The organism is Stenotrophomonas sp. GD03877 (assembly GCF_029840555.1).
Taxonomy (GTDB): domain Bacteria; phylum Pseudomonadota; class Gammaproteobacteria; order Xanthomonadales; family Xanthomonadaceae; genus Stenotrophomonas; species Stenotrophomonas geniculata.
The window spans coordinates 60262-82307 of sequence record NZ_JAOCCT010000016.1; the positions used below are offsets into that span (position 1 = coordinate 60262).

Annotated in this window: 36 protein-coding genes and 1 tRNA gene; 16 read left to right on the forward strand and 21 right to left on the reverse strand. The window is 65.5% G+C overall.

Going from position 1 to position 22046, the window contains the following annotated elements; genetic code table 11:
* Positions 1–165: 165 nt before the first annotated feature.
* The 11 genes from N5D20_RS13435 to N5D20_RS13485 form a co-directional block, all read right to left on the reverse strand.
* Positions 166–492, reverse strand: coding sequence for a hypothetical protein (locus N5D20_RS13435; protein ID WP_279914484.1), 327 nt, complete (start codon positions 490–492; stop codon positions 166–168).
* Entirely contained in the window at positions 492–701 is a 210-nt protein-coding gene (locus N5D20_RS13440) for a hypothetical protein (protein ID WP_279914485.1), read from the reverse strand. Before N5D20_RS13440 ends, N5D20_RS13435 begins: the two co-directional genes overlap by 1 nt.
* Positions 701–1045, reverse strand: a complete 345-nt coding sequence (locus tag N5D20_RS13445) for a Lar family restriction alleviation protein (RefSeq protein WP_279914486.1) — start codon at positions 1043–1045, stop codon at positions 701–703. Before N5D20_RS13445 ends, N5D20_RS13440 begins: the two co-directional genes overlap by 1 nt.
* Positions 1042–1545 carry a hypothetical protein gene (locus tag N5D20_RS13450; protein WP_279914487.1) on the reverse strand — a complete coding sequence of 168 codons (504 nt, stop codon included), beginning with the start codon at positions 1543–1545 and terminating at the stop codon, positions 1042–1044. The genes N5D20_RS13445 and N5D20_RS13450 overlap by 4 nt, the downstream gene beginning before the upstream one ends.
* Positions 1538–1921, reverse strand: a complete 384-nt coding sequence (locus N5D20_RS13455) for a Ref family recombination enhancement nuclease (protein ID WP_279914488.1) — start codon at positions 1919–1921, stop codon at positions 1538–1540. Before N5D20_RS13455 ends, N5D20_RS13450 begins: the two co-directional genes overlap by 8 nt.
* Complete coding sequence (locus tag N5D20_RS13460) at positions 1921–2139, reverse strand: hypothetical protein (protein WP_279914489.1); 219 nt, start codon at positions 2137–2139, stop codon at positions 1921–1923. Before N5D20_RS13460 ends, N5D20_RS13455 begins: the two co-directional genes overlap by 1 nt.
* Positions 2140–2328: 189 nt before the next feature.
* Entirely contained in the window at positions 2329–2961 is a 633-nt protein-coding gene (locus tag N5D20_RS13465; protein ID WP_279914490.1) for a hypothetical protein, read from the reverse strand.
* Positions 2897–3772, reverse strand: coding sequence for a helix-turn-helix domain-containing protein (locus N5D20_RS13470; protein WP_279914491.1), 876 nt, complete (start codon positions 3770–3772; stop codon positions 2897–2899). The genes N5D20_RS13465 and N5D20_RS13470 overlap by 65 nt, the downstream gene beginning before the upstream one ends.
* A 22-nt stretch (positions 3773–3794) precedes the next feature.
* Complete coding sequence (locus N5D20_RS13475) at positions 3795–4106, reverse strand: winged helix-turn-helix domain-containing protein (protein ID WP_279914492.1); 312 nt, start codon at positions 4104–4106, stop codon at positions 3795–3797.
* A complete protein-coding gene (locus N5D20_RS13480) occupies positions 4103–4546 on the reverse strand; it encodes a phage regulatory CII family protein (protein ID WP_049469831.1) in 444 nt (147 codons plus the stop codon). The genes N5D20_RS13475 and N5D20_RS13480 overlap by 4 nt, the downstream gene beginning before the upstream one ends.
* Positions 4547–4753: 207 nt before the next feature.
* On the reverse strand, positions 4754–5245 hold the full coding sequence (locus tag N5D20_RS13485; RefSeq protein ID WP_279914493.1) for a helix-turn-helix domain-containing protein: 492 nt from the start codon (positions 5243–5245) through the stop codon (positions 4754–4756).
* 82 nt (positions 5246–5327) lie between these two features.
* On the opposite strand from N5D20_RS13485, the gene N5D20_RS13490 reads away from it, so the two are divergent.
* Positions 5328–5990: a helix-turn-helix transcriptional regulator gene (locus N5D20_RS13490; RefSeq protein ID WP_279914494.1), complete on the forward strand. Its 663-nt coding sequence runs from the start codon at positions 5328–5330 to the stop codon at positions 5988–5990.
* Positions 5991–7178: 1188 nt separating this feature from the next.
* Here N5D20_RS13490 and N5D20_RS13495 read toward each other — a convergent pair.
* A complete protein-coding gene (locus tag N5D20_RS13495) occupies positions 7179–7619 on the reverse strand; it encodes a hypothetical protein (protein WP_279914495.1) in 441 nt (146 codons plus the stop codon).
* Positions 7620–7792: 173 nt separating this feature from the next.
* Here N5D20_RS13495 and N5D20_RS13500 point away from each other — a divergent pair, with 173 nt between their 5' ends.
* From N5D20_RS13500 to N5D20_RS13555, 12 genes are all read left to right on the forward strand, one after another.
* Positions 7793–8005: a hypothetical protein gene (locus N5D20_RS13500; protein ID WP_279914496.1), complete on the forward strand. Its 213-nt coding sequence runs from the start codon at positions 7793–7795 to the stop codon at positions 8003–8005.
* Positions 8002–8265 carry a hypothetical protein gene (locus N5D20_RS13505; protein WP_279914497.1) on the forward strand — a complete coding sequence of 88 codons (264 nt, stop codon included), beginning with the start codon at positions 8002–8004 and terminating at the stop codon, positions 8263–8265. Before N5D20_RS13500 ends, N5D20_RS13505 begins: the two co-directional genes overlap by 4 nt.
* Positions 8262–8693: a hypothetical protein gene (locus N5D20_RS13510; RefSeq protein WP_262222134.1), complete on the forward strand. Its 432-nt coding sequence runs from the start codon at positions 8262–8264 to the stop codon at positions 8691–8693. The genes N5D20_RS13505 and N5D20_RS13510 overlap by 4 nt, the downstream gene beginning before the upstream one ends.
* Before the next feature lie 68 nt (positions 8694–8761).
* On the forward strand, positions 8762–9019 hold the full coding sequence (locus N5D20_RS13515; RefSeq protein ID WP_279914498.1) for a hypothetical protein: 258 nt from the start codon (positions 8762–8764) through the stop codon (positions 9017–9019).
* Positions 9019–9261: a hypothetical protein gene (locus N5D20_RS13520; RefSeq protein ID WP_279914499.1), complete on the forward strand. Its 243-nt coding sequence runs from the start codon at positions 9019–9021 to the stop codon at positions 9259–9261. Before N5D20_RS13515 ends, N5D20_RS13520 begins: the two co-directional genes overlap by 1 nt.
* 87 nt (positions 9262–9348) lie before the next feature.
* The gene (locus N5D20_RS13525) at positions 9349–9558 is read left to right on the forward strand and encodes a hypothetical protein (RefSeq protein WP_049427091.1); all 210 of its coding nucleotides are present in this window, start codon (positions 9349–9351) and stop codon (positions 9556–9558) included.
* A gap of 56 nt (positions 9559–9614) precedes the next feature.
* Positions 9615–10049 (forward strand): single-stranded DNA-binding protein, encoded by a 435-nt coding sequence (locus N5D20_RS13530; protein ID WP_279914500.1) that lies wholly within the window; start codon positions 9615–9617, stop codon positions 10047–10049.
* Positions 10049–10381, forward strand: coding sequence for a hypothetical protein (locus tag N5D20_RS13535; RefSeq protein ID WP_279914501.1), 333 nt, complete (start codon positions 10049–10051; stop codon positions 10379–10381). Before N5D20_RS13530 ends, N5D20_RS13535 begins: the two co-directional genes overlap by 1 nt.
* A complete protein-coding gene (locus N5D20_RS13540) occupies positions 10378–11199 on the forward strand; it encodes a hypothetical protein (protein WP_279914502.1) in 822 nt (273 codons plus the stop codon). The genes N5D20_RS13535 and N5D20_RS13540 overlap by 4 nt, the downstream gene beginning before the upstream one ends.
* The gene (locus N5D20_RS13545) at positions 11192–11749 is read left to right on the forward strand and encodes a hypothetical protein (protein ID WP_279914503.1); all 558 of its coding nucleotides are present in this window, start codon (positions 11192–11194) and stop codon (positions 11747–11749) included. Before N5D20_RS13540 ends, N5D20_RS13545 begins: the two co-directional genes overlap by 8 nt.
* Positions 11742–12065, forward strand: a complete 324-nt coding sequence (locus tag N5D20_RS13550) for a hypothetical protein (protein WP_279914504.1) — start codon at positions 11742–11744, stop codon at positions 12063–12065. The genes N5D20_RS13545 and N5D20_RS13550 overlap by 8 nt, the downstream gene beginning before the upstream one ends.
* A complete protein-coding gene (locus N5D20_RS13555; RefSeq protein WP_279914505.1) occupies positions 12055–12339 on the forward strand; it encodes a hypothetical protein in 285 nt (94 codons plus the stop codon). Before N5D20_RS13550 ends, N5D20_RS13555 begins: the two co-directional genes overlap by 11 nt.
* 5 nt (positions 12340–12344) lie before the next feature.
* On the opposite strand, the gene N5D20_RS13560 is transcribed toward N5D20_RS13555, so the two are convergent.
* On the reverse strand, positions 12345–12827 hold the full coding sequence (locus tag N5D20_RS13560; protein ID WP_279914506.1) for a hypothetical protein: 483 nt from the start codon (positions 12825–12827) through the stop codon (positions 12345–12347).
* Between the two features lie 51 nt (positions 12828–12878).
* On the opposite strand from N5D20_RS13560, the gene N5D20_RS13565 reads away from it, so the two are divergent.
* Together N5D20_RS13565 and N5D20_RS13570 are read left to right on the forward strand one after the other, a co-directional pair.
* Entirely contained in the window at positions 12879–13169 is a 291-nt protein-coding gene (locus N5D20_RS13565; protein WP_279914507.1) for a hypothetical protein, read from the forward strand.
* Between the two features lie 219 nt (positions 13170–13388).
* On the forward strand, positions 13389–14441 hold the full coding sequence (locus N5D20_RS13570) for a tyrosine-type recombinase/integrase (protein WP_279914508.1): 1053 nt from the start codon (positions 13389–13391) through the stop codon (positions 14439–14441).
* A 73-nt stretch (positions 14442–14514) separates the two neighbouring features.
* Here N5D20_RS13570 and N5D20_RS13575 read toward each other — a convergent pair.
* Positions 14515–14590: transfer RNA gene (locus N5D20_RS13575), tRNA-Lys, on the reverse strand.
* 177 nt (positions 14591–14767) lie between these two features.
* Between N5D20_RS13575 and N5D20_RS13580 the strand changes: the two genes are divergently transcribed.
* Positions 14768–15724 carry a DUF2268 domain-containing putative Zn-dependent protease gene (locus N5D20_RS13580; protein ID WP_197579535.1) on the forward strand — a complete coding sequence of 319 codons (957 nt, stop codon included), beginning with the start codon at positions 14768–14770 and terminating at the stop codon, positions 15722–15724.
* A gap of 202 nt (positions 15725–15926) precedes the next feature.
* Here N5D20_RS13580 and queC read toward each other — a convergent pair whose 3' ends face one another.
* From queC to tolR, 7 genes are all read right to left on the reverse strand, one after another.
* Positions 15927–16592 carry a 7-cyano-7-deazaguanine synthase QueC gene (gene queC / locus N5D20_RS13585; protein WP_043400548.1) on the reverse strand — a complete coding sequence of 222 codons (666 nt, stop codon included), beginning with the start codon at positions 16590–16592 and terminating at the stop codon, positions 15927–15929.
* 78 nt (positions 16593–16670) lie between these two features.
* Positions 16671–17372, reverse strand: coding sequence for a 7-carboxy-7-deazaguanine synthase QueE (queE, locus tag N5D20_RS13590; RefSeq protein ID WP_049435671.1), 702 nt, complete (start codon positions 17370–17372; stop codon positions 16671–16673).
* A gap of 176 nt (positions 17373–17548) precedes the next feature.
* Entirely contained in the window at positions 17549–18367 is an 819-nt protein-coding gene (gene ybgF / locus N5D20_RS13595; protein WP_197579534.1) for a tol-pal system protein YbgF, read from the reverse strand.
* 3 nt (positions 18368–18370) lie between these two features.
* A complete protein-coding gene (pal, locus tag N5D20_RS13600) occupies positions 18371–18889 on the reverse strand; it encodes a peptidoglycan-associated lipoprotein Pal (protein WP_005410748.1) in 519 nt (172 codons plus the stop codon).
* Between the two features lie 64 nt (positions 18890–18953).
* The gene (gene tolB / locus N5D20_RS13605; protein WP_032128528.1) at positions 18954–20273 is read right to left on the reverse strand and encodes a Tol-Pal system beta propeller repeat protein TolB; all 1320 of its coding nucleotides are present in this window, start codon (positions 20271–20273) and stop codon (positions 18954–18956) included.
* A 285-nt stretch (positions 20274–20558) separates the two neighbouring features.
* Positions 20559–21614, reverse strand: coding sequence for a cell envelope integrity protein TolA (gene tolA, locus N5D20_RS13610; protein ID WP_054172361.1), 1056 nt, complete (start codon positions 21612–21614; stop codon positions 20559–20561).
* Entirely contained in the window at positions 21604–22032 is a 429-nt protein-coding gene (tolR, locus tag N5D20_RS13615; protein ID WP_005410751.1) for a protein TolR, read from the reverse strand. The genes tolA and tolR overlap by 11 nt, the downstream gene beginning before the upstream one ends.
* Positions 22033–22046 lie beyond the last annotated feature (14 nt).

A 22046-nucleotide genomic window follows, 5' to 3' on the forward strand; every position in this document is an offset into this window, starting at 1 on the left:
ATGCCGTCGCCCTGCTGACGCCGAAATCTGCTCGCAACGTCTCTACCGATGGGACGCTATGCCCATACTTGGCCACCATCTGCAGAGCCAGCGTCAGGGAGGCGTTCTGCGTGTTCGGGCTTGGCCAGCCCGCCTGCTCGCACACGTGCTCCGAAGATCTCGCCATCACGGCACCTTCCTTCTCGCGGGCATCGACTCGACCAGTGCCCACGCCTGGTCACTGACACGACGTGACAGGGGTTTGGACTGCCCACGCCCCGCGATGAACTCGACCGAGGTGATTGCATCGCTCAGGAGGTGGCGCAGCTGGGTCTCCTGCACCATCACGTAACCCTCGGGCAGCGTGAGGGCGGCGCGGATCGCCGCCAAGGCAAGGCCATGGTCAATGTCGAATGTGGCGTTAAGCCGTATCTCGTTCGCAAGCCCAGTCCAACCGGCGTCGGCATGCACCTTTGCCAGCAGCTCCCGCGCCCGCTGCTCGATGGCGTCCATCAGTGCCTCCCTTTGATTGCAGGAACCGGCTCAAATTGCTCGTAGGTCCCCTTGAACCGGCCCAGGTGGTCGCTGACCACCTCCATCCCGATCCCGTCCATGCAGGGAACATCGAGAACAGAAACGCGTGCGATCTCGCCACAAAACGGGAACACGTCCGGATCTTCCTTCACCATCACCAGCTGGCCCACGTGGAAAGCGGTGTCCATCAGACCACCTCCGGGCCAGCCGGCTCGGCTGCAAAGTGCGTGATCTTGGGGTTTTCACCCCGCCAGCTGCCGAACACCGGCCGCTTGCTCACCGAGTCCCACAGCATCAGCCGCGTGCCGTCCTGCGGCGCCTCGACGATAGGCTTCCAGTCCACCACCGTGGCAGTTCGCTTGTTCCAGTTTTCAGCGGCTGCAGACTGAGACCACGCGATATGCGTCATCGGGCTAGGGCTGCAAGCCTCTTCGTCGCCCGTGCACCAGACGTGCCAACCTTTGTCGGCGCTGCCGAGCATCTGGGCAGGTGCACCGCAGAAAGGGCATGACTTCAACGTGGGCGAGCTCATGCTGCCTGCTCCCAGCTGGCCGTCAGGCGCTGCACCCGCCCGCCGCGCGCCAGGAACTGCTCCACCGTCTCGGCCGGCCGCTGGCCCGCCTTCTCCTTTCCCCACGGCTTCGCCGGCGCCAAGTCCGCCAGGAGCGCCACGCGCGAGCGGTTGATGGTCATCTTGTCCACGCGCGGTGCCTTCGGCTGGGCGCCGTTGCGCGCACGGTAGGCTCGGCCGCGCTCGATGCGCCGCTCGCGAAGTTCCTCCGCTGTCGCCTTGTGGAAGCGCGTGCCCTTTCCGCTGTAGCGGTACGCGGCGGTAGCCCGGGCGCCCGTCTTCACCAGGTAGCCGCAGCTCACCAGCCACGTCAGAACATCGCGGACGCCGTTGCGCTCCTTCGTCTTGTCGACGCCGGTCACGTCCATCAACTCGAACACCTGCTGGTGGCCGAGCGACTGGCCCTTCCGCGCTTCGAAAATGGTCCTGACCTCGTCGGACAGGCCTGTCGGCTTAGCCATTGGTGCCACTCCTCAGTTCGTTGATGTACGTCTGATTTGCAATCAGCTCGTCGTCGGAGCCGTACGTCTCGTGGAAGGTCCGCGAGCCATCCATCAGGCTCGGGCCGTAGATCTGGCGCATCGTCGCGAAGGTGTTCCCCTCCATCGGATGCCGCATGTGGTGCCACTTGCAGAGCGCGAAGCCGAACATGTGGCCGCGCCGCAGGTTCCCGCTCTTGGCGTGGTTGTAGTCGCAGCCGTAGACCACCAGCTCGGGGTCCAGCAACTGCTGCTGCAGCAGCGCCAGACAGGCCATGCACGGGCCGGTCTTGGCCAGCTCCATCCGGGCCCTTTCCTCTTGGGTAGGAGGCGGGCCAAGCGAAAGCGACCACCACATCAGCGCACGCCCTGGTCGGCCAGCCACCAGCCGTGCTGCCAGGCTTCCGCCTTCTCGCTCAGCGGCCCCGCCCTGCGGTTGGCGCCGTCCTCGGTCTCGCATTCGATCCAGACCAGGTGCGGGTTGTTGCTCAGGCGCATGCCGTTGAGCCGCGCCGAGTAACCGGCGTTGATCTCCTTGGCGAACCTGCTGCGCGTGCTGTAGTTGGTGAAGTCCATCAGCGTCTGTTCCTCGTCGTGCTGCGCCGTGCGGCGCTCAGTTCCTGGTCCCGCTTGTCCCACCCGGTCTGCCAGCGGCGCCGCCGCGTCACACCGTCCTGCCCCATCTCGTACCGCGGGGCCGATTCCCGACTACGGCAGGCATCGCGTGCCCAGCGGCCGGCCTGCTCCGCCTGGGCCAGCTCCGCTTCAGTCACCATCGAAGTTCAGCTCGGTCGCTGCCCGCTCCATCGCAGCGCGCGCCGACTCCCGGTCACGCACCGGCCGCACCCCGTGCTTCTCCTGCTCGATCGCCAGCACCGGCTGCGGCAGCGGCTTGCCGTCGACCACATGCTGGACAGCGCGCGTGTAGGCCTCCTCCAGCATCCGGCGCTGCTGCGATCCGTGGTCGGCCGAGGCGTACACGTGCAGGTCCAGCAGCGAGCGCACCAGCACCGTGAAGCCGCTCTGCGGCCGCCCCGGCGCCATCTCCCGCTCCACCGCCGCCATGACCGGAATGTCCAGGCACATCGTCAGGAACCTCGGCGGGTTCGGCGGCCACTCCCGACCCTCGGTCAGGCAGCAGGCCAAGCCACGCGCGTGCTGTGCCCTGCTGCGGCCCTTCAGCACCTGGAACCACGTGCCGGCCGCGATGGTCAGGCTGCCGTCCTTCTTGAACGGAGCCGCGCCGTTCTCGCGCTCCCACTTCCCCGGGAACATGGCCGTCATCTGCTTCCAGAATTCCCACAGGTATCCCGACTGCGCCTCGCTCAGCGGCTCAGCCGACGACGGCAAATTCGGCGTCGACGACATCGCCTGGCCCGAACCCAGCGCCGCCGCCATGGCCACCGCCTCGGCGTTGGGCGTAGAACTGCTGTTCGAGCTGCTCGGTGCGGTCGGCAGAACCGTGTTGAGGGCTTGCATGGGTTGCTCCTGCGGATGGCTGGGCGACAGGGATCACGGGCAGCGACAGGCCGGCGGCCATCGTCTGCTTCAGGGATTCGTTCGGGTCGTGGCCGGCGGCGATCAGGTCCAGCAGCTGCTGGCGCACCTGCAGCCAGCCCTGGACTGACAGCGGGCGGCGGATCGCGGCGCGGTGCCGGACGAACCGGGCCAGCTGCTCGCGGTCGACGCCGGTCGGCGTGCTGCCGAAACCGGCCAGCTCGCGGTCGACCTGCTCGGCGGTCAGCGCCAGCGGATCGGCCTCGCGCTCACACTCGCGGTGTGAGGGTTGCTCTTGGTTGCTTTTGTTTGCTCTTGGTTCGGGTGCAATAGCTGTTGCACCCTTTCCGACGCTGTTTTGCACCCTTTCCTGCGTCGTTTTGCACCCTTCGGAGGCCTGTTTTGCACCCTTTGCAAAGGGTGCAATATCTGCACCCTTCATCCATTCAGGGTTGATCCGGTACTGGCGGGTACGACCGCCTTCACCGAACCCGCTGCGACGGCCACCGATGCCGGCGTTCACCAGCACCAGCCACCCAGACTGCTCCATGCGGCGCAGCTGGTACTGCACCGAGCGCTCCGACTGCCGGGTCTTCTCGGCCAGCCGCGCGATCGACGGGAAGATGTGCGTGCCGTCGTCGTGCGCGTGATCGGCCAGCGCCAGCGCCAGCAGCATCTCGCCGCCGCCGTTCGGGTAGCGGTCGAAGACCATGCCTGTAACTCGTGCGCTCACGTCAGATCCCCAGGGCCAGGTTCTGGCCCGGAGCTACCGGCCACCAGGTGCATGCCGTGCGTCCGCTGACCGCGCATGGCTTGTTGGGGCCTCGCCACACGCGGCCGGCCTTGATCAGCTCAGGCAGCCGCCGGGCCAGCATGTACCGGTCTAGGCCGGTGGCTTGGGCCAGCTCATTGCTGGTCATGCCCGGGTTGTCCGTCACTGCCCTGGCGCTCTGGTCGTGCTGATGCGCCTGCAGTCCGCTGGAGACCACGTAGTGCGCCGCGTCGTGGCTGGTGCTCAGGTCGCTGGAACGAGCCGGATGGTTCATTGCGCATCCCTCGCAGCAGCGTTCGCCGCATGCTGAGCAAGCTCGGCAAAGATCTCCTGCAGGCGCGCGCAGTGCTGCGCGATGGTGCTGGCCTCGTTCGGCGTGATCCGCTGGTCAGCCATCGCTTCGGCGATGACCTCGGCCAGATCACCCTTGGCGCCGGCTGCAGCAAGCAGCGCGCCAATCAAGCTGCCGCTGGTCCTGCCTTCCATCTTGCTCAGCGTGTAGCCGTGCTCGCCGGCCAAGGCGTGCAGGATTCGATAGTCACCGGTCACGCCCATCACCTCGCTGGCTTCGACCAGCGTCAGGTGGTGCGTGGAGTTGTTCGGATTGACCTTGTTCCGGAGCACCGCCGCTGACATGGCAATGCGCGGTGCCAGAGACTCGCTACCGCCTGGATAGGCATGCACGGTCTTGTGGGCTGCGTCGATGATGTTCATTCGGGGCTCTCGTGAACGTGGTTTCAGGCATTCGTGCGGCGCAACATGTGCGCCATGGACATCAACTACTCATGGATGACAGGCGCCTACGGCGCCCGGAGCGCGTCACCCGCGCTGCCGGAGACCAAGGTCTTCACCAACACACCCCACTGCTGGAACGCCAGCAGCCGGCGATGGATCGCCAGTCGTCGCTTCAGCGTGCGCATGTCAGGCAACCTCCAGGGGCGCGTAACGGTTCTCGTCGGGGTCATGCGGCGCGGGCAGCGCCTGCGGCTGTTCCTGGACGCCCAGCAGCTGCTGGATCTCCGGCAGCGCCGGCAAGGCGCCCTCTTCCGGCCAGCCCTCAACCTGATCGGTCGGCAGCTTCAGCACCTTGGCCAGAAGCTTGTCGTTCGCCACGCCCAGCTTCGCGCGCAGCGCGCGCTTGCTCATCCGGCTGTCCACCTCGCTGCCGATCTGCTCGGCCACCGTCGGCCGGTGCTCGGCCCTCTCAGAAGCTGCGTCCGGCCCGAACACGTCGGGGCGAAGCTCGTGGCGGGAAACGCCGGTGGCCTTCTCGATAGCAAGAACGTGCCGTGGGGGAACCGGCCTGTTGCCGTTGACCCACTGGTTCACCGCCTGGGGCGATACCCCAAGAAGGCGTGCCAATCCGGCTTGGCCGGTTCCCGCTTTCTCTACGGCGGCAGCGATATGGTTCATGCGCCCATCTTAAGCGTCGCTTTAGTTGGAGGTCAAGCGATGCTTTCTTACAAAGCGGGGTGCCTCGTTGGACAATCAAGCAATGCTTGACAACTCCGCCATGGCGGCCGCCATTCGCTCGGCCATCGAAGAGTCCAAACTCACTCAGAAGGGGATTGCAGATTCCTTTGGGGTGACCGAGCAGGCGGTGTCAGGATGGCTGCGAACCGGCAAGGTCGATAAACGGAAGTTGCCTAAGCTGGCCCAGTTGACTGGAAAGCCTCTATCCCACTTCGGGATGGGCGAAGCGGCCGCACCCGTCTCCGGTCCTGCGACCGTGCATAGCTATGTTCGCGTCCAGCAGCTGGATGGAGATGCCGACATGGGGGACGGGGCAGTAAACGAGGATTTTCCCGACATCGTTCGCGCAATGGACTTTGCGCCAACATACATACGGTCCGTAGTTGGCTTCGTACCACCGCCCGGACGGTTGGTTCTGGTGACCGGTCGCGGCGATTCGATGATCCCTGTGATCAACCCGGGCGAATCCTTGATGGTAGACACAGGCGTCACGGCATTCGACGGCGACGGAATCTACTTGCTGAACACCGGCAACGGCCAGCAGGTTAAAGCCCTGCAGGATCGAGGTGACGCTGTGTATGTAGTTAGCGCAAATGCGGGGCTGTATCCCGCGTTTCCAATGCCACCGAACACTGTCATTGGCGGCAAGGTGTACCTGCGCAATCGGATTGATCGTTTCAACTGACGGATCAGAACAGGGGGATATTGTGGCGCTTATCGCGTGCGAGGAGTGTGGGCGGCAGATCAGTGATCAAGCCGAGGCGTGTCCCAACTGCGGCCACCCAAACAGGCCCAAAGCGGTGGCCACTGCGGCTCCAACAGCCAATCCGTCAAGCAGTCGATGGGCCACCGGATGGGCCGTAGCTGTGTTCATTGGTGCGCTAGTAGTTCTGGTCGCCATGTGTTCGCCGCGTGTCGATCACACGGCCAGCAGTCCTGGGCAACCATCAGGGACCGCTCCCACCGAGACCGATGAGCAGAGGAGAGCGCGCCTATTTTCGGAATTGAACGACGCTAGCCGTTACGCCGAAGCCCGCCTTCTAACGGCAAGAGAACTTGTAGCCTCATTCCCGGACTCGTCTGAGGGTGTAGCAGCTTCGCAGGCGATTCCGCAGCTGGAAGAAGACGTGCGGAAGGCAAATCTGGGAAAACAATGGGCCTATCGCTCCTCTGAGGATCCCATGACCGGCAAGCCATGGACCACGGCGGAAGTGACGAGCAGCAACACCCACGAGTTCGATCGACCATATTCCCAGCCGCAACATGCGACGCTCACCATTCGAAAGCACCCCCAACATGGGAGTGACGTGATCCTGAGTATCGAGCGCGGTCAGCTGCTATGCAGAAGCTATTCCGGATGCAGGGTTCTGGTCCGGTTTGACAATGACAAGCCGCGGACCTACCAGGCTACCGGTCCGAGCGACAACTCGACAACGCTCCTGTTCATCCTCGGGTACGCTGACTTCGTCCGGAGAATGGGGTCTGCAGACCTTGTAAGGATTCAAGCTGAGGTCTACCAAGAAGGTTCACCCGCTTGGGAATTCGACGTGTCGGGATACGATCCCTCCAAACTCAAGTGACCTTTCCGAAAAGAGCCCGGCCCTCGCCCAGGGCTCTTTTTTTACTGCCGACCTAAAGCGTCGCTTGACTTCTGGCTAAAGCACAGCTTTACTATCTCCAAGCCGCCCATGAAGCCCCACCCCGGGGCCGGCGGCAGGAGATCCCAGCCATGGCCCCGATCAACCTGGAACACGCAGCGCTGGCCCTTGCCGTCATCGGCATGGCGGTCAACGCATGGGTTCTGTGGCGCATCCGCGTTCGGAAGATTGAGTGCCGAGTGGTCAAACTCGGCCCGAATGAGGCCCTGCAGTTCTCAGCCTTTCTTCCACCGGATCTTCGAAACGACCTTCACGCCGCACGCTGTGACTGCGCTGCAGTGGGTTGCCTGATGTGCATCCACCACAGCAACGAAATCAGGAGGCGTAGCCACGGAGACGCTACTCCTGGCGTCCAATCGGACGGGCAAGGTCACCAGACCCAAGTGGTCTTGCACGATCGGATACCGAGCGCTCGCGAATCGCCCATCCTGAAATGCAACCTCTGTGATCGTGACAGGGAGATGCCCGACGTTCACGACCTCCACGGCCATCGTGAAGTAGTCCACGTGACCTGTTTGCGGGACGGTAATGGCCAGCATCCGGCTACGAACGCTGATCCGCACCGTGTCCTTGCGGATCAGCCACACGGCGTTGAACACGCCGAGCGTAGCGCCCAGCACCGCAATCCCTAGCGTCAGCCAGTTCGTCCATTCCATGGCCGAAGCATAGCTGCGGCCGACCGAAACGCGAATACCTCCCGGAGACCTCCATGCAGCGCCGCAAACGGCCCCTGTGGGCATTGATCATCACCATCTACGCCCTCGGCGCCCTCGCCGTCGGGGCAGGCATCGGCTTCGGCCAGCGTCTGTTCGGGCAGGAGTGCTGAGCCATGGCCCTCCTCGCCCACCACTCAAACGAGCAGCGCGCCGCTGCCGCCGCAGGCATCGTCGCCCGTGCCGGCCGCCGCTGGGGCCTCCTCCCCAACCAGGTCATCGCCGCCGCCAGCATCGCCGCCAATGCCGTCCTGCGGCAGGGCAAGAGCGCTGCAGGCGCTGTCGCTGCGGCCCGCCGTGCAGCGCGCGCGCAGGCAGGTGCTGCATGAGCTTCCCCGTAGACGCAATGCATGCCATCCGCCTCGCGATCGCTGACCTGGAAGAGGAAGGATTCGGTACGGAAGATCTGCGCGAGGGCAGCGATGCGCTCGCTGAGCTGGTCAAAGCGGGCGATCGCGTCACTGCAGCTTTCCGCGCATTGGGCCTCGACAACAGCTTGATCAACCGATCCCGGCTGTCGAAGGAATGCGAAGACTCCATGGTGGCTCTCGACACGGCCCTCGCCCGTGTCAAAGGCGGTGCCGCATGAAGATAAGCGCGCAGACCATCGTCCTGCCCTGCGGCGACGACGCGAAGAACCACGATCCGGACAACGCTCGGCAGTTCACCGGGTTTGTGATCGGCACGCTGTTCTGCCACCACGCGATCAGCGACGACGAGTCGCTGCTATTGGCTGACCACGGCCAGGCTGAGTACGGCGACTGGGGCATCACGCACCTTCCGAGCGGAGCATCCATCCAGCGCGCGATCCCGAGCCACTATCGGGCTATCTGGCTTACCCGCCAGCTCCTCGCGATGCCAGGAATGGACGGCACATCCGCGGCTGAAGTACGCGCGGCGGTTGCAGATCGAATGGGCGAGATCAATGCCCTTCGCTTCGATGCCATGAACGGTGACTGCCAAGGCCAGTGCGCGATGCGCTTCGACCTGACCGCTGCGCAGGTAGCCGTGCCGTGACCGACCACGACTTCTTCGCAGCCATGGCCGTTGGCATCCCGCCCATCACCCCGCCAGGAGCAATCCCCATGACCCAGCTGAAAGCCTTCTACGTCGACGACATGCCGACCATCTACGCAGCCGAATCCATCGAGCACGCCGCCGAACTGTACGAAACCGATTGCGGCGAAGCGCCCGCAGACGGCTACCCCTATCAGGCATCGGAGCAGGATCTGGATATGCCGGTGCCGGTGACCGACGAGGACGAGCAGCCCACCGGCGTCATGACCACCATGCGCGCGTGGCTGGCCGAGGCCGAGCCGGGCTTCTTGTGCGGAGCCGAGTAATGCGCCACCTGGCCCTGCCCTTCTTCTGCGCCGTCGCCGTCGGCCTGCTCCTCTCCCTGCTCCATTGGGCGCTGCGCAACAACGTCGACCAGGTCGCACTGGCCTGCTCCATCGGCGCCGTGTTCTTCGCGTGGCGCTGCTGGGAAGACCTCCGCACCAGCTGGCCGGCCTTCAAGGCCGAGATGCAGCGCCGCAGCGATGAACGACAGCGCGCGCCGCTTATCGCTGACGACACCCACTGATCCCCTGCCCTGCGCTCTCCCCCTGTAGCGCAGGGAACCCGCGCCGGCCGGGTTCCACCAGCCGGCAACCCATTCCAGGAGTCCAGCGTGCGTAACCAGCTCGACATCTTCGATCACGACCCAGCCCGCATGGCAGCGGCCAACCGCGCCGCCGCCGAGCGCGCACTGCACGACGTGCAGTTCACCGCCACGGTCCGGCAGGAACGCCACGAGTACTACCTGGGCGAAGCCGAACGCTGGGAACACCTCGCCGCGCACAGCGCGCGCTCCACCAACAGCAAGGACATGCAGGCATGAGCGAAGTCCGCCGAATTCACCAAGTACCGCCCCACTACCGAACAGGAAGCCGCCTGATGAACAACTTCTCCGCTGTAGGCCGCATTGGCCGCGATGCCGTCACCCGCTTCACTCAGGCAGGCAAGGCCGTCACCAGCTGGGCGCTGGCAGTCGATTCGGGCTGGGGCGACAACAAGAAGACCACGTGGCTGGACTGCACCCTGTGGGGTGAGCGCGGACAGAAGCTGGCCGAACACATCCGCAAGGGTGATCGCCTGGGAGTGGTCGGCGAGATCGGCACCCGTGAGCACGATGGCAAGACCTACGTGACGCTGGACGTGAAGGACGTGGCGCTACTGGGCGAGAAGAAGGAAGGCCAGTCAGGGGGCACAAGCTCCCGCCGAGGCGGTCAGGAGCAGCGCGAGCGGCCGCAGAGGGCTACGGACAATGCGCCGCAGAACGAATTCGCCGACGACGATCTGCCATTCGTGACCATGCAGGGGGGCTGGTGATGAGCGAGATCAAGCGCTGGGACGCAACAGGCCCGGATGAATATATGGAGTCGAATCGCCATGGGATGTTCGTCCTCCACTCCGACCACGAGGCAGAGGTAGCCCGCCTGCGCGCTGAGCTTCAGAACGCCGCCAAGGCCGCGCTAGATGCCGTGGCACTGTCCTGCGAGAAGGAGCGCGAGGCTGATGCGCTGCGGGTGGATGCGGAGCGATATCGGTGGCTGCGTGACGAACCGTGGCGCGACAACGAAGATCTGGAGCCAGTCATCCGCCTGCAGCTGAACGCGCTGTGGGATAACCGAATCGACGCCGCAATGGGAGAAGGGAAATGACCACCGACAAGACCCTGGCGGACGTGCAGCCCGGTGGTAGGGTGAGGCTGGGGGATCAGGCAGAACGGGCGCGGTTTGAGGATTGGGGCCTAACGGAAGGCCTGCCGCTTGCCCGGGGCAAGTTCGGTGGCTATGCCTTTGAGGTCACGGCGAAGGCGTGGCTCGCTTGGCAATACCTCTCCGCCCAGCCCTCCCCGGGTGGTCAGGGGGATGCGCTTCGCGTGATCGCAGAGAGACTGCGAGGAGCGGGGGCAAACCTTCCTGCCCCGCCAATTACCGGCACTATCGAGGGCAGTATGGTCACCGGCCTGAGCATTGCGCTTGCGCTGGTGGAAGAAGCCCTCGCCGCCCGCCAGCCGGTGGGGGAGCCGATTGGCTGGTATACCGAAGATCACCTCACCGACCGCTCCGCGACAACCTACGACCGCACCGTCGCAGATCGCTGGCGCGCCAAAGGCTGGCCGGTATCCCCGTTGTACGCCGCCCCCGCGCAGGCCGTGGACCTGGGCACAGGCGTCAAGGCCATCGCCGCCGAGCGAGAGCGCCAGCTGCAGGCAGAGGGTTTCACTCGCGATGGCGACCAGCAGTACCGGCGCGGCGAGCTGGCCAAGGCAGCAACCGCCTACGTCCAGCTGGCCGCGATGGATCTGGAAGCCGGCACCCGCAACCATATCGCATGGCGCGCGCCCGCCGCCGTTTGGCCCTGGGCCCCTGAGTGGTGGAAGCCAGTCGACGCTCGCCGCGACCTGGTGCGTGCTGGCGCGCTGATCGCCGCTCAGATCGACGCGATCGACAGCCAGGCGGTGGGCAATGGCTGAGCAGACGATCACCCACATCGTGGTGAAGAACGAGCAGGCGCGCGAGCATGGCACCTTCTTCGTCGTGGAAGGCTGCGAGCGGCACGGCAACGGTGACACCCGCTATTGGGCCCAGCTGACCTGCAATACGCCCTTCGGTGTGGTGGGAACCTTCTTCGGTTCCATGGGCGCGCCAGCGGCAAGGTTCCTGCGTCGCTGTGGAAAGGGGTACATCCTCGGCCGGCTGTGGGGAATGCAGACCGAGGTCTACGACGGCCAAGTGGCGAAAGCCAACCTGATCAAGTGGGTTCTACGGGAACGGAAAAACCGCGAGCTGAGCCACGACGAGGCCAGAGATCTCCTGCAGGCCATCGACTGCGCCGACTTCGACAACGAGCACGGCTTCCAGTCGCTGGTCTACGGCCATGCGCCGTTCTATCAGGTGTTCTCCGAGGGTGGTGGTAGCGACTACAAGGTGCCCAACCCGCAGGCCGAGGGCTTCTGGGAGCATCTGTGGCCCGGCTTTCTGGCCGAGTTGGCACAGCGCGCAGAGACGGCTGCCCATGGCTGACCAGCTGCTCACCGCTGCAAAGGATCAAGACGAGTCTATCCACTCCGCCTACGCCCATGGCCCCGTGTGGGATGCCTTTGGCTTGACCCGCGCCGCATACCTGGTCGTTCCTCGCAGAACTCTCCAGTCCATGCCGCTGGAATGGCAGGAGCGCTTCGTCGCGCTGATGAATGAAGCCCACGCCCATCTGCCAGCCGACGCGTTCCCCGAGTACACCGTGCGGCGCCAGGACAACGGCAAGTTCGTTGCCGACCCGCTCCGTGACTACCGACACACCGGGCCGATCCCGCCCAAGGAACGCCGCGATGAGCCCTGATCAGCTGCGCGCCTTCGCCCGCTCGATCCTCGACCGCAAGCTGCGCGCTGGCTGGCGCCGAGAGCAGATCCTGCGCATCGAGTACGAAGGGTTCACGGGGCCGGCGCACGCCGGCTACCTGATCTCGGCGGGGAAGATCTCGGTGTGCCAGGAGAACCAATACCTGATCCGACATACCGACGCGTGGGCCGTGACATTCCGAATGTCCGAACTGCTGCGTGATGAACCCGCACCACCGCCGGCTGCGCCGGCCCAACTGGACCTGTTCGCATGACCGCTCTAGCGCTTCCGCTCCGCCTCAAGCTCGCCCAGCACGGCCGCCAGGCCGCGATTGCTGGCAATAGCTCGATCATGCCGGGTCTCCCCGGACTTTCCCGCATTGAGCCACTCCTTCGCTCGCGTCCGAAGCACCAGGTTTGCCGCTTCCAGAACTACATGGTGGCGAGCATTCCTCTGCCCAATCGCGAGCCGCGGGCCGAACACAGTCAGCAGCGTCGCGCCCGGCTCCAGAAGCTGTTGCGCCGCATCGCCCTCCAGGTGCTCACCGTGGTGAACCTGCCTGGCCAGTGCGTCCAACAGATCGGCCAGCGACCGGTCAGCGCCCGGAGCCATGGCGGCTCGGATCTGCTGCCGCTGCCAATGCGTCGTCGGCCTCTTGGCCAATACCAAGTCCTGAACGTCAGCGCTCTGTCGAAGAGCGCCCGCCTCAGCCTTGGCGCGGAGCCACAACTCCGCATGCGTCGAATTCGCATATTGACTCATGCACCCCAGTGTAGCGCCAGCCATTCCCCGCATTTCCATCGGAGCTGACACATGACCCAGGAACATATCAGCCACCCGGAAGGGTTGCCGAACTGCGCCGCCGGCCACCGCGCGCGCCACATCCACGACAAGCGCTGCGCCTCCGCCGGCGGAGGCCACCTGGTTGAGTGCGCCTGCAGGTCGACCAGCAAGCATGCCGATCCAGACGCCGCCATTGCAGCGTGGCGTAGGCTCAACCGCCCCGCCCGCAGCGCGCGCAAGGCGGAACCAGCGCTGCCAGAGAATGTGCTGCAGCTCCCACTGCTGGGCTCGCCGCGGGAGGTGCGCCGTGTCAGCGGCTGACAAGATCATGCGTCCTGGCGCGCACGGCGATGTAGCGGAGCTGACAGGCGCACACACCAAGCGCAGGCAGATCCAGAACCTGGCCCGGAACGGCATCCCCCATACCATCAATGCCGCCGGTTGGCCCGTGGTGATGTGGTCGGCCGTCGATGGGTCTGCGAAGAAGGCGCCCGATGTTGACGGTGGCTGGTCAAGCAACGCTATGAGGCCCGCAGCGTAATGGGACGACGCTCTAAGGATCCTGGTGCCATCCCACACATGCGGAAGCGTGTGCGGGGCAAGACCACGTATTACTTCTTCGACCACGGCGGAAGACCGCGCCGCGAAACGCCCCTGGGCAAGAGCTACCCGGAGGCGGTGCGCAAGTGGGCGGAGCTGATGGCCACCGAAGCAGCTGTACCGGAAATTGTCACCTTCAGGGACGCCGCCGCACGATACAAGCAGTTGGTGATCCCCAAGAAGCGCGCATCAACAGCCAAGGTCAATCTGGCAGAACTGGCAAAGCTCGAGGAATTCTTCTGCAATCCGCCGGCGCCGCTGGCCAAGATTCGGCCACTACATGTTCGGCAGTACCTTGATTGGCGAACCAATAACGGGGCGGTCGCAATGGTCAGCGCCAATCGAGAAAAGGCGCTGCTGAGCCATCTGTGGAACAAGTGTAGGGAATGGGGCTTCACCGACGCGGAGAACCCTTGCAAGGGCGTGCGTGGTTACGGCGAAGCAGGCCGCGATGTGTACGTCGAGGACGACGTATACCGGGCAGTGTGGGATGCGGCAGATCAGCCGCTGCGTGACGCGCTGGATCTGGCCTATCTAACAGGTCAACGCCCTTCGGACGCCCTCAGCATGGACAGGCGGGACGTGCGCGATGGCTTCCTGCATATCAGCCAGAGCAAGACGAAGCACAAGCTGCGCATTGCCATTGAGGGGGAGCTGGCCGAACTGCTGGTGCGCTTCGGCGCCAGGACGTTCAAGCGGCGCGGAAAGCAAAAAGGTGCGGTGATTGTGCACACGGCGCTTCTGCTGGATGAGTACGGGCAGCCGCTGAGCAAGGGCCAGCTTCGAAGCCGATTCGATGCAGCGCGCGCACGTGCAGGCGTTGCCAAGGCGGCATTCCAGTTCCGGGATCTGCGGGCCAAGGCCGGCACGGACAAGGCAGATGCGGCGGCGGACATTCGCCAGGCGCAGCGACAGTTGGGCCACTCGTCTGTGGTGATGACCGAGACCTACACGCGAAAGCGCAAGGGCGATCGGGTAACCCCTACGAAGTGATTTTGCGGAAAAGCCCAGCGATTGCGGAAAAACAAAAAGGGCTTCGGATTGCTCCGAAACCCTTATGTAGCAATGGTGGGCCGTGAAGGATTCGAACCTTCGACCAAAAGATTAAAAGTCTTCTGCTCTACCGACTGAGCTAACGGCCCATTGCACTGCCCCAGCCTTTCGGCGGGGTGGGCATTCTACCCTACTTTGCCGGGCCGGGTGAAACCCTGGTGCGTCGAGGTTGCCGGCCAGCGGCCGGCACTACCCGATCTGGGCCGCCGGCTTAAACCTTCCGGGCCGTCGTCGCATCCATCTGTGATCCTTCCCCGGAGCCACGGATGCGCCTGCCCCTCTGCCTCATTGCCGCCCTGCTGCTGCCCTGCGCGGCACTGGCCGCCCCGCCCCAGGTCGTCACCGACGACATCGGCCGCTTCTGGGCCACCTATGACGCGGTACGCGCCGAGCCCTACGTTGAACGCCAAGTCGCACTCGTGCAGGAGCGCTACATCGATCCAGGCAGCCCCGGCCTGCATGCGCTGATGCAGGTCCGCAACTACACCGCCCGCGAATACGCCGAGGCCATGCGTGCGTGGCCGCGCTTCTGGACGTCGGTTCGGCCGTTGACCGCCAACGCGCAGCAGGCCAGCGCCACACTGGAACGGGATCTTTCCAAATTCCGGGCGCTCTACCCGGCTTTGCGCCCGGCCACCATCACCTACGCAGTCGGTGTACTGCGCACCGGTGGCACCACGCTGGGCGACAAGGTGCTGATCGGTGCCGAGATGGCGCTGGGCGATGAGCGCGTGGACGTGAGCGAACTGCCCGAAAAGATGCGCGAGCGGCTACGGATCTTCTACGACAGCCGTCCGGGGGCGAACAACGCGCAGAACAACCTGCACGAGTACGTGCATACCCAGCAGCGCGAGACCACCGGCAGCCTGGCCCAGTACGCGGTGCGCGAGGGTGTTGCCGAGTACGTGGCCGAACGGCTGAGTGGGCGTCGGCCGGCGCTTCCGCTGTACAGCTACGGACCCGCGCATGAGGCGGACATCCGCACGCGTTTCATTTCCGAGATGGACGGGGGTAACCTCGACAACTGGCTCTACAACAGCGCCCGCAATCCATTCGGGGTGAGTGATGTGGGTTACTACGCCGGGTATCGCATCGCGCAGGATTACATGCGCCAGCAGGCCGATGAGAAGGCGGGGATCGCGCGGATGATCGAGTTGGACTATGCCGATCCGAAGGCGGTGCGGGCGTTTATTGACGCGTCGGGATGGTTGCGGCAGCGGTAGCGCCGGGCCATGCCTTGCGGGCCAGGGAGTGCGAACCAACGGTTCGCACCCACCAGAGTCAGCCCCCCCAGTAGCGCCGGACCGTGTCTGGCGGACAGTGCCAACCAAGGTTCGCACCCACCGAGGGAGCGGTTGGCATCCACCAGGTCCATCGGGTTCGCACCCACAGGGACGCCGGCCAGCGGCCGGCTCTACCGAGCGATCAGGCGTACAGCGTCGGGTCCGGCACGCCGGCTTCGGTGAAGCCCTGCGCGCGCAGGCGGCAGGCGTCGCAGTGGCCGCAGGCGGCGCCGTTGGCGTCGGCGTTGTAGCAGGACACGGTCAGGCCGAAGTCCACGCCCAGGCGCACGCCTTCGCTGACGATCTGGCCCTTGCTGAGGAACTGCAGCGGCGCGTGCACCTTGATGCCCGCACCTTCCACGCCCGACTTGGTGGCCAGGTTGGCCAGTGCCTGGAATGCAGCCACGAACTCGGGGCGGCAGTCCGGGTAGCCGGAGTAGTCCACGGCGTTGACGCCGCAGAAGATGTCATTGGCACCGAGCACTTCGGCCCAGCCCAGCGCCAGCGACAGCATGATGGTGTTGCGCGCCGGCACGTAGGTGACCGGGATGCCGGCGCCGCCGGCCTCGGGTACGTCGATGTCGTCGGTCAGTGCCGAGCCGCCGATGCTGCGCAGGTCCACGTCCACGGTCTTGTGCGCGACCACGCCCTGGGCCTTGGCCACGCGGGCGGCGGCATCCAGTTCGGAGGTGTGGCGCTGGCCATAGCGCACGCTCAGGGCATGCACGGCGAAGCCCTGTTCCTGGGCCATGGCGATGACGGCGGCTGAATCCATGCCGCCGGAGAGAAGCACGACTGCCTTCTTCATGGGTAAAACATCCGGTTGGGAGGGGAAAGCCAGCACGCTGTCCCGCGCCGGAGCTACATCAGGGAACGCTGCGCAGGCTCATCGGCCCGGCTCGTCGTTCCACAGGATTTTATGCAACTGCATCTGGAAGCGCACCGGCAGCCGGTCTTCAACGATCCAGTCGGCCAGCTGCCGCGCGGTGATCTCGCCCTTGCTGGGCGAGAAGAACACCGTGCAGCGCTTCACCAGGCCGTGCTCGGCGACCATGGCCTTGGCCCATTCGTAGTCCTCGCGGTTGCAGATGACGAACTTGATCTGGTCGCGGGCGGTCAGCAGCGGCAGGTTTTCCAGGCGGTTGCGGGCGGCTTCGGCCGAGCCCGGGGTCTTGATGTCGACCACGCGCGATACGCGCGGGTCCACCGCGCTGACGTCCAGCGCGCCGGAGGTCTCCAGCGAAACGTCCATGCCGGCATCGCAGAGCTTCTGCAGCAGCACCAGGCAACGCTTCTGCGCCAGCGGCTCGCCGCCGGTCACGCAGACGTGGCGCACGCCCTGGGCCAGCACCTCGGCCACGATGTCGTCGATGTCCCACCAGGTGCCGCCGTGGAAGGCATAGGCGGTGTCGCAGTACTGGCAGCGCAGCGGGCAGCCGGTCAGGCGCACGAACACGGTCGGCCACCCGGCGGTATCGGCTTCGCCCTGCAGCGAGGTGAAGATCTCGGTGATCTTCAGGCGTGGCAGGGGCGACTGCACGATCTCACTGGGCGTGGCGGCGGCGCTGGACGGGGTAACGGCGGTCATGGCGGGGAGTTCTTGGTGGGACACGTGGCGGGTGAGCTACCGTGGCCGGTAACGAAAGCAGCCGAGCATGGCTCGGCTCTACAACAGCAACCGGACGGGTTTGCCGGTCCGGAAACGAAAGCAGCCGAGCATGGGCTCGGCTCTACAGGGCACCCATTGTACGCCCGGTCAGCGGATCAGCGGATCTGCTTGCCGAGACGGATGGACTGCAGACGGTCCTGCGCGGTGCGCGCGGCGTCCGAGCCCGGGTACTGCGCCACGACGGTCTCCAGCGTCTGCTGGGCCTGGTCGACCTTGCCCTCGCCGTATTGCGAGAGGCCGACCTTGAGCAGGCCGCCAGCGGCCTTGTCGTGGGTCGGATAGCGCGCGAGCAGTTCACGGAACTGGGTCTCGGCCATCGGGAAATTGCGGGTGGCGTAGTAGCTCTCGCCCAGCCAGTACAGCGCGTTCGGCGCGTAGACGCCGTTCGGGTACAGCTGCAGGAAGCTCAGGAACAGCTGCGCCGAATCATCGTACTTGCCGGCCTTCAGCGAATCGAAGGCGACGTTGTAGGAGGTGCGCTCGTCGCCGGTGGCGGCAAGGCTGCCGGCATCACCATGGACGGAAGGCGGCCGCTCGGAAGTGGCCGCCGTCGCGGGTTTTGCCGGGGCCGGCGCGGCCTTCGGCGCGCTCGCCGGAACGGGCGGCAGGGCCGGGGCGGCATTGCCCCCTTCCAACCGGTTCAGGCGGCTGTCCAGATCCAGGTACTGGTCCTGGGCGGACTGCTTGAGCTGGGCGTTGTCGTGCTGCAACTGCTCGATCGAGGCCTGCAGGCTGGTGACCTGCTGCCGCAGCTGATTGATCTGGTTCAACAGGTCCTGGTTGGCACTGTTGTTGTACATCTGCTGCTCGATCGCGCCAACGCGGTCGGCCAGGCTCTGTCGCTGTGCATGCGCCGGTGCGGCAGCCACGAGGGCTGCCGCAACGACCAGCATCAGTTTGATGCCAATGCGCATGGATTACTGCGCGGTGTAGACGATTTCGACGCGACGGTTCTGCGACCAGCAGGACTCGTTCGACTCGGTGCAGACCGGACGCTCTTCACCGTAGGACACGACGGTCAGCTGCGAAGCCGAGCCACCGTTGGCCTGCAGGGCCGAGTTGACGCCGTTGCCACGACGCTCACCCAGGGCCTGGTTGTACGCGCGCGAACCGCGCTCGTCGGTGTGGCCCTGCAGGGTGATGCGCGAGGACGGACGGTCACGCAGGTACTTGGCGTGGCAAGCCATGATGGCCTGGAATTCCGGCTTCACGTCTTCCTTGTCCAGGTCGAAGTAGACAACGCGCTGGCGCAGGCAAGCGTCGGTGTCCAGGTCGCCCGGGCCGTACAGGCCGGAGGTCGACGGACCGGTCGGGGTGGTGGTCGAGGTGCCGGTGTCAACCGGGGCTGCCGGCTCTTCCTTCACCTTCTTCGAGCAACCGGCCAGGACGGCCACAGACAGCAGGGAAACAAGCAGAACACGGGTGGACTTGTTCATGGCGATACCTTTGTGGCTCCTAGGCCGATGAGGGGTTCAAGACAGCGAAAATATTAACACTCTTTTAGCGCTGGGTACGGTATGGGGACCATGCCGGTTCGCGCACATCACCATCGGCCAGGACCAGGCGCTGGCGAACCCGCGCATCGGCCGAAACGGCATACAACACACCACGGCCACCTTCGCGGGCGGCGTACAGCACCATGCTTGCGTTGGGCGCAAAGCTGGGCGATTCATCCAGCGAACCCGGGGACAGCGTGCTCCAGCGGGGCGAACCCAGCGAGCTGTCCATCATCGCGATCTTGTAGCTGTTGCCCGAGCCCTGGGCGACGGCGATCTTCTTGCCATCGTAGGACACCGAGGGCTTGGCGTTGTAGTTGCCCTGGAAGGTCACGCGCTCGGCGCTGCCGCCGCCCGCACCGACCTTGTAGACCTGCGGACGGCCGCCGCGGTCGGAGGTGAAGTACACCGCGCTGCCGTCCGGCGCCCAGGTCGGCTCGGTATCGATGGCGAAGTGGTTGGTCAGCTGGGTCAGCTGCTTGCTGCCCAGGTCCATCACGTAGATTTCCGGGTTGCCCGAACGCGACAGGGTCAGAGCCAGCTTGCGGCCGTCCGGCGAGAAGGCCGGGGCGCTGTTGATGCCACGGAAGCTGGTGACCAGCTCGCGCGCGCCAGTGCCGATGTTCTGGATGTAGATCGCCGAATTGCCACGTTCGAAGCTGACGTAGGCCAGCTTGCTGCCATCCGGGCTCCACGACGGCGACAGCAGCGGCTCGGCCGAACGCACGATGGTCTGCGGGTTGTAGCCATCGGAGTCGGCCACCATCAGCGCATAGCGCATGGCGTCGCCCTTGCCGCTGGCGGTCACGTAGGCGATGCGGGTCCAGAAGGCGCCGCGCACACCGGTGATCTTCTCGTAGATGGCGTCGGCCATCTGGTGGGCGACATCACGCATGGCATTGCCACGGGCGGTCATCGCCAGGCCCAGCAGGCGCTCGCCCTTGGGCACGTCGAACAGTTCGTACTCGACGCGGTAGGCACCGGCACCCGCGTCGAGCACGCGGCCGACCACGATGTAGTTCTGCTTCAGCGCGCGCCAGGTGGCGAACTGGATGTCGCCGCCACGCACGGGCTTCTCGACGATCTGCGCTTCGGGCAGCGTGCGGAACTGGCCCGAGCGCTCCAGGTCGGCACGGACCACGCCAGCGACGTCGGTCTGCGGTGCAGCCGCCGAACCCTGGTAGGGCATCGGCACGATGGTGATCGGCAGCGCGGAGGCATTGCCGCCGATGATGTCGATATCCAGCCCCTTCTGCTGCGCGACGGCAGCAAAGGGCAGCAACAGGGCCGCAAACACGGCAAGCCAGCGAGGCATCTTTTTCATGGAGCGCTCAATAGGGGGAAACCGGAACGAGGGATAACAAAGCGGAAGTGAACCGCTTCGCAATCATGAACCAAGGGTACGTGAATTCCGGGTCAGTTCCAGCCCGTCCTCTCACGCACCGTTAACGTCGTGGCTAACATCGCACTCGCCTGCCCCGGTCACGCCGCCCTGGAGGACGGTGTTCGACAGCAGCCCACAGCCTGCCCGGCCGAAACCGGACCTGCCAGAGGCGAGCGCGACATCCGTGGGCGCAGGTGGCCCGGGAGCCACCCTGCCCTGCCCGCCTCAGCGATCCTGGGCGGTAAAGGTGAAGTTGAGCGTGCGCGCGAATACCGACTCGAAGCCGCGGTATGGCAGCGGCTGCGCGTTGAGCACGGCGGCCTCGATCGAACGCTTGCCGGCCTCGTCGTACGGGCAGTTCGGGCTGACCTTGGCCTGCATCACCGTGCCGCCCGGAATCTGGGTGATGGTGATCTGGCAGCGCTGGCCCAGCGGCACCGTATCCGGGCGCACCCACTGCGACAGCACCTTGGCCTGGATCGCGGCGGCGTACTTGGCCGAAAGATCGTCGCTGTTGCCACCACCACCGGCGGCCGGCTGGGACGCACCGCTGGAACCGGCAGCGGCACTGCCGGCGGCATTGCGCGCGGCGGCCACCTGGCGCAGCTTCTGCTCGGCCAGCTTGGCTTCCTTCTCGGCCTGCTCGCGGCGGGCACGGATCTCGGCGATCTTCTTCTGCTTCTCGGCCTCGGCCTTGTCAGCGGCCACGCGCTCCTGCTCGGCCAGCTTCTTCTTCTCGTCCGCTTCCTGCTGCTTGGCCAGGCGCAGCTTCTGCTCCGCTTCTTCCTGGCGCTTGCGTTCGGTCAGGTCGATCTGCTCCTGGCGACGCTTGGCTTCCTGCTCCTGCTTGGCCTTCTCCTGCGAGATGGCCAGTGCGCTCACCGCTTCCTGGTCCTTGGTGTCCGGCTGCGCGACGCGCTCCTGCGCCTGTTGCTGCTGGGGCGTGGGAGCGTCCTGCGGGCGCGGTTCGGGAATCGGCTGCGGCGGCGGAATGGTGTCTTCCGGTACGGGGATCGGTTCGGCCACCGGCGGCGGCAGGTCCTCCAGCTTCTCCGACTGGCGCAGCGCTTGGCGTGCGGCGGAGGCCTCGGACGCGGACAGCGCCAGGCTGGCCTCGACCGAGGGATCGCCTGCGGCGGCGTCGGTGTTGCGCTCGGGCGACCAGAACCAGGCCACGATGAAGACCAGCGCGACCAGCAGGTGCACCAGCAACGCCAGCGCCAGGGGCAGGCCCCAGCCGGGTTCGCGCTGCTGTGGAGGTGGCAGGGCGTCAGCGTGCATCGGTGGCCAGGCCTACCTTGTCTACCTTGGCGCGCTTGATCACATCCATCGCAGCGATGACCTTTTCATAGGCCACGGCACGGTCGGCGGCGACGATCACACGCACGCCCTTGTCCTGGGCGGCGATGCCGGCCAGGCGGCCTTCCAGTTCCTCGGCCGACACGGCGGTCGGTTCCTTGGCGTCGGGCAGCTTCAGGCTGAGCTGGCCGTCCTGGCGCACCGAGACGATCACCGGGTCCTGCTTGCTCTCCAGCGCCTTGGCGTTGGACTGCGGCAGGTCGACGTCGAAGCTCAGGGTGAGCAGCGGCGCGGTGACCATGAAGATGATCAGCAGCACCAGCATGACGTCGATGTAGGGAACGACGTTGATTTCCGATTTCAGCTTGCGGCGCTTGCGGCGACCGATGGCAGCGGACATGGCTTGGACTCCCG

Bases quoted from the DNA above. Each gene is read 5' to 3' on its own strand.
- N5D20_RS13435 (WP_279914484.1), bottom strand. From the start codon at position 492: ATGGACGCCATCGAGCAGCGGGCGCGGGAGCTGCTGGCAAAGGTGCAT.
- N5D20_RS13440 (WP_279914485.1), bottom strand. From the start codon at position 701: ATGGACACCGCTTTCCACGTGGGCCAGCTGGTGATGGTGAAGGAAGAT.
- N5D20_RS13445 (WP_279914486.1), bottom strand. From the start codon at position 1,045: ATGAGCTCGCCCACGTTGAAGTCATGCCCTTTCTGCGGTGCACCTGCC.
- N5D20_RS13450 (WP_279914487.1), bottom strand. From the start codon at position 1,545: ATGGCTAAGCCGACAGGCCTGTCCGACGAGGTCAGGACCATTTTCGAA.
- N5D20_RS13455 (WP_279914488.1), bottom strand. From the start codon at position 1,921: ATGTGGTGGTCGCTTTCGCTTGGCCCGCCTCCTACCCAAGAGGAAAGG.
- N5D20_RS13460 (WP_279914489.1), bottom strand. From the start codon at position 2,139: ATGGACTTCACCAACTACAGCACGCGCAGCAGGTTCGCCAAGGAGATC.
- N5D20_RS13465 (WP_279914490.1), bottom strand. From the start codon at position 2,961: ATGGCGGCGGCGCTGGGTTCGGGCCAGGCGATGTCGTCGACGCCGAAT.
- N5D20_RS13470 (WP_279914491.1), bottom strand. From the start codon at position 3,772: ATGGTCTTCGACCGCTACCCGAACGGCGGCGGCGAGATGCTGCTGGCG.
- N5D20_RS13475 (WP_279914492.1), bottom strand. From the start codon at position 4,106: ATGAACCATCCGGCTCGTTCCAGCGACCTGAGCACCAGCCACGACGCG.
- N5D20_RS13480 (WP_049469831.1), bottom strand. From the start codon at position 4,546: ATGAACATCATCGACGCAGCCCACAAGACCGTGCATGCCTATCCAGGC.
- N5D20_RS13485 (WP_279914493.1), bottom strand. From the start codon at position 5,245: ATGAACCATATCGCTGCCGCCGTAGAGAAAGCGGGAACCGGCCAAGCC.
- N5D20_RS13490 (WP_279914494.1), top strand. From the start codon at position 5,328: ATGCTTGACAACTCCGCCATGGCGGCCGCCATTCGCTCGGCCATCGAA.
- N5D20_RS13495 (WP_279914495.1), bottom strand. From the start codon at position 7,619: ATGGAATGGACGAACTGGCTGACGCTAGGGATTGCGGTGCTGGGCGCT.
- N5D20_RS13500 (WP_279914496.1), top strand. From the start codon at position 7,793: ATGGCCCTCCTCGCCCACCACTCAAACGAGCAGCGCGCCGCTGCCGCC.
- N5D20_RS13505 (WP_279914497.1), top strand. From the start codon at position 8,002: ATGAGCTTCCCCGTAGACGCAATGCATGCCATCCGCCTCGCGATCGCT.
- N5D20_RS13510 (WP_262222134.1), top strand. From the start codon at position 8,262: ATGAAGATAAGCGCGCAGACCATCGTCCTGCCCTGCGGCGACGACGCG.
- N5D20_RS13515 (WP_279914498.1), top strand. From the start codon at position 8,762: ATGACCCAGCTGAAAGCCTTCTACGTCGACGACATGCCGACCATCTAC.
- N5D20_RS13520 (WP_279914499.1), top strand. From the start codon at position 9,019: ATGCGCCACCTGGCCCTGCCCTTCTTCTGCGCCGTCGCCGTCGGCCTG.
- N5D20_RS13530 (WP_279914500.1), top strand. From the start codon at position 9,615: ATGAACAACTTCTCCGCTGTAGGCCGCATTGGCCGCGATGCCGTCACC.
- N5D20_RS13535 (WP_279914501.1), top strand. From the start codon at position 10,049: ATGAGCGAGATCAAGCGCTGGGACGCAACAGGCCCGGATGAATATATG.
- N5D20_RS13540 (WP_279914502.1), top strand. From the start codon at position 10,378: ATGACCACCGACAAGACCCTGGCGGACGTGCAGCCCGGTGGTAGGGTG.
- N5D20_RS13545 (WP_279914503.1), top strand. From the start codon at position 11,192: ATGGCTGAGCAGACGATCACCCACATCGTGGTGAAGAACGAGCAGGCG.
- N5D20_RS13550 (WP_279914504.1), top strand. From the start codon at position 11,742: ATGGCTGACCAGCTGCTCACCGCTGCAAAGGATCAAGACGAGTCTATC.
- N5D20_RS13555 (WP_279914505.1), top strand. From the start codon at position 12,055: ATGAGCCCTGATCAGCTGCGCGCCTTCGCCCGCTCGATCCTCGACCGC.
- N5D20_RS13560 (WP_279914506.1), bottom strand. From the start codon at position 12,827: ATGAGTCAATATGCGAATTCGACGCATGCGGAGTTGTGGCTCCGCGCC.
- N5D20_RS13565 (WP_279914507.1), top strand. From the start codon at position 12,879: ATGACCCAGGAACATATCAGCCACCCGGAAGGGTTGCCGAACTGCGCC.
- N5D20_RS13570 (WP_279914508.1), top strand. From the start codon at position 13,389: ATGGGACGACGCTCTAAGGATCCTGGTGCCATCCCACACATGCGGAAG.
- N5D20_RS13580 (WP_197579535.1), top strand. From the start codon at position 14,768: ATGCGCCTGCCCCTCTGCCTCATTGCCGCCCTGCTGCTGCCCTGCGCG.
- queC (WP_043400548.1), bottom strand. From the start codon at position 16,592: ATGAAGAAGGCAGTCGTGCTTCTCTCCGGCGGCATGGATTCAGCCGCC.
- queE (WP_049435671.1), bottom strand. From the start codon at position 17,372: ATGACCGCCGTTACCCCGTCCAGCGCCGCCGCCACGCCCAGTGAGATC.
- ybgF (WP_197579534.1), bottom strand. From the start codon at position 18,367: ATGCGCATTGGCATCAAACTGATGCTGGTCGTTGCGGCAGCCCTCGTG.
- pal (WP_005410748.1), bottom strand. From the start codon at position 18,889: ATGAACAAGTCCACCCGTGTTCTGCTTGTTTCCCTGCTGTCTGTGGCC.
- tolB (WP_032128528.1), bottom strand. From the start codon at position 20,273: ATGAAAAAGATGCCTCGCTGGCTTGCCGTGTTTGCGGCCCTGTTGCTG.
- tolA (WP_054172361.1), bottom strand. From the start codon at position 21,614: ATGCACGCTGACGCCCTGCCACCTCCACAGCAGCGCGAACCCGGCTGG.
- tolR (WP_005410751.1), bottom strand. From the start codon at position 22,032: ATGTCCGCTGCCATCGGTCGCCGCAAGCGCCGCAAGCTGAAATCGGAA.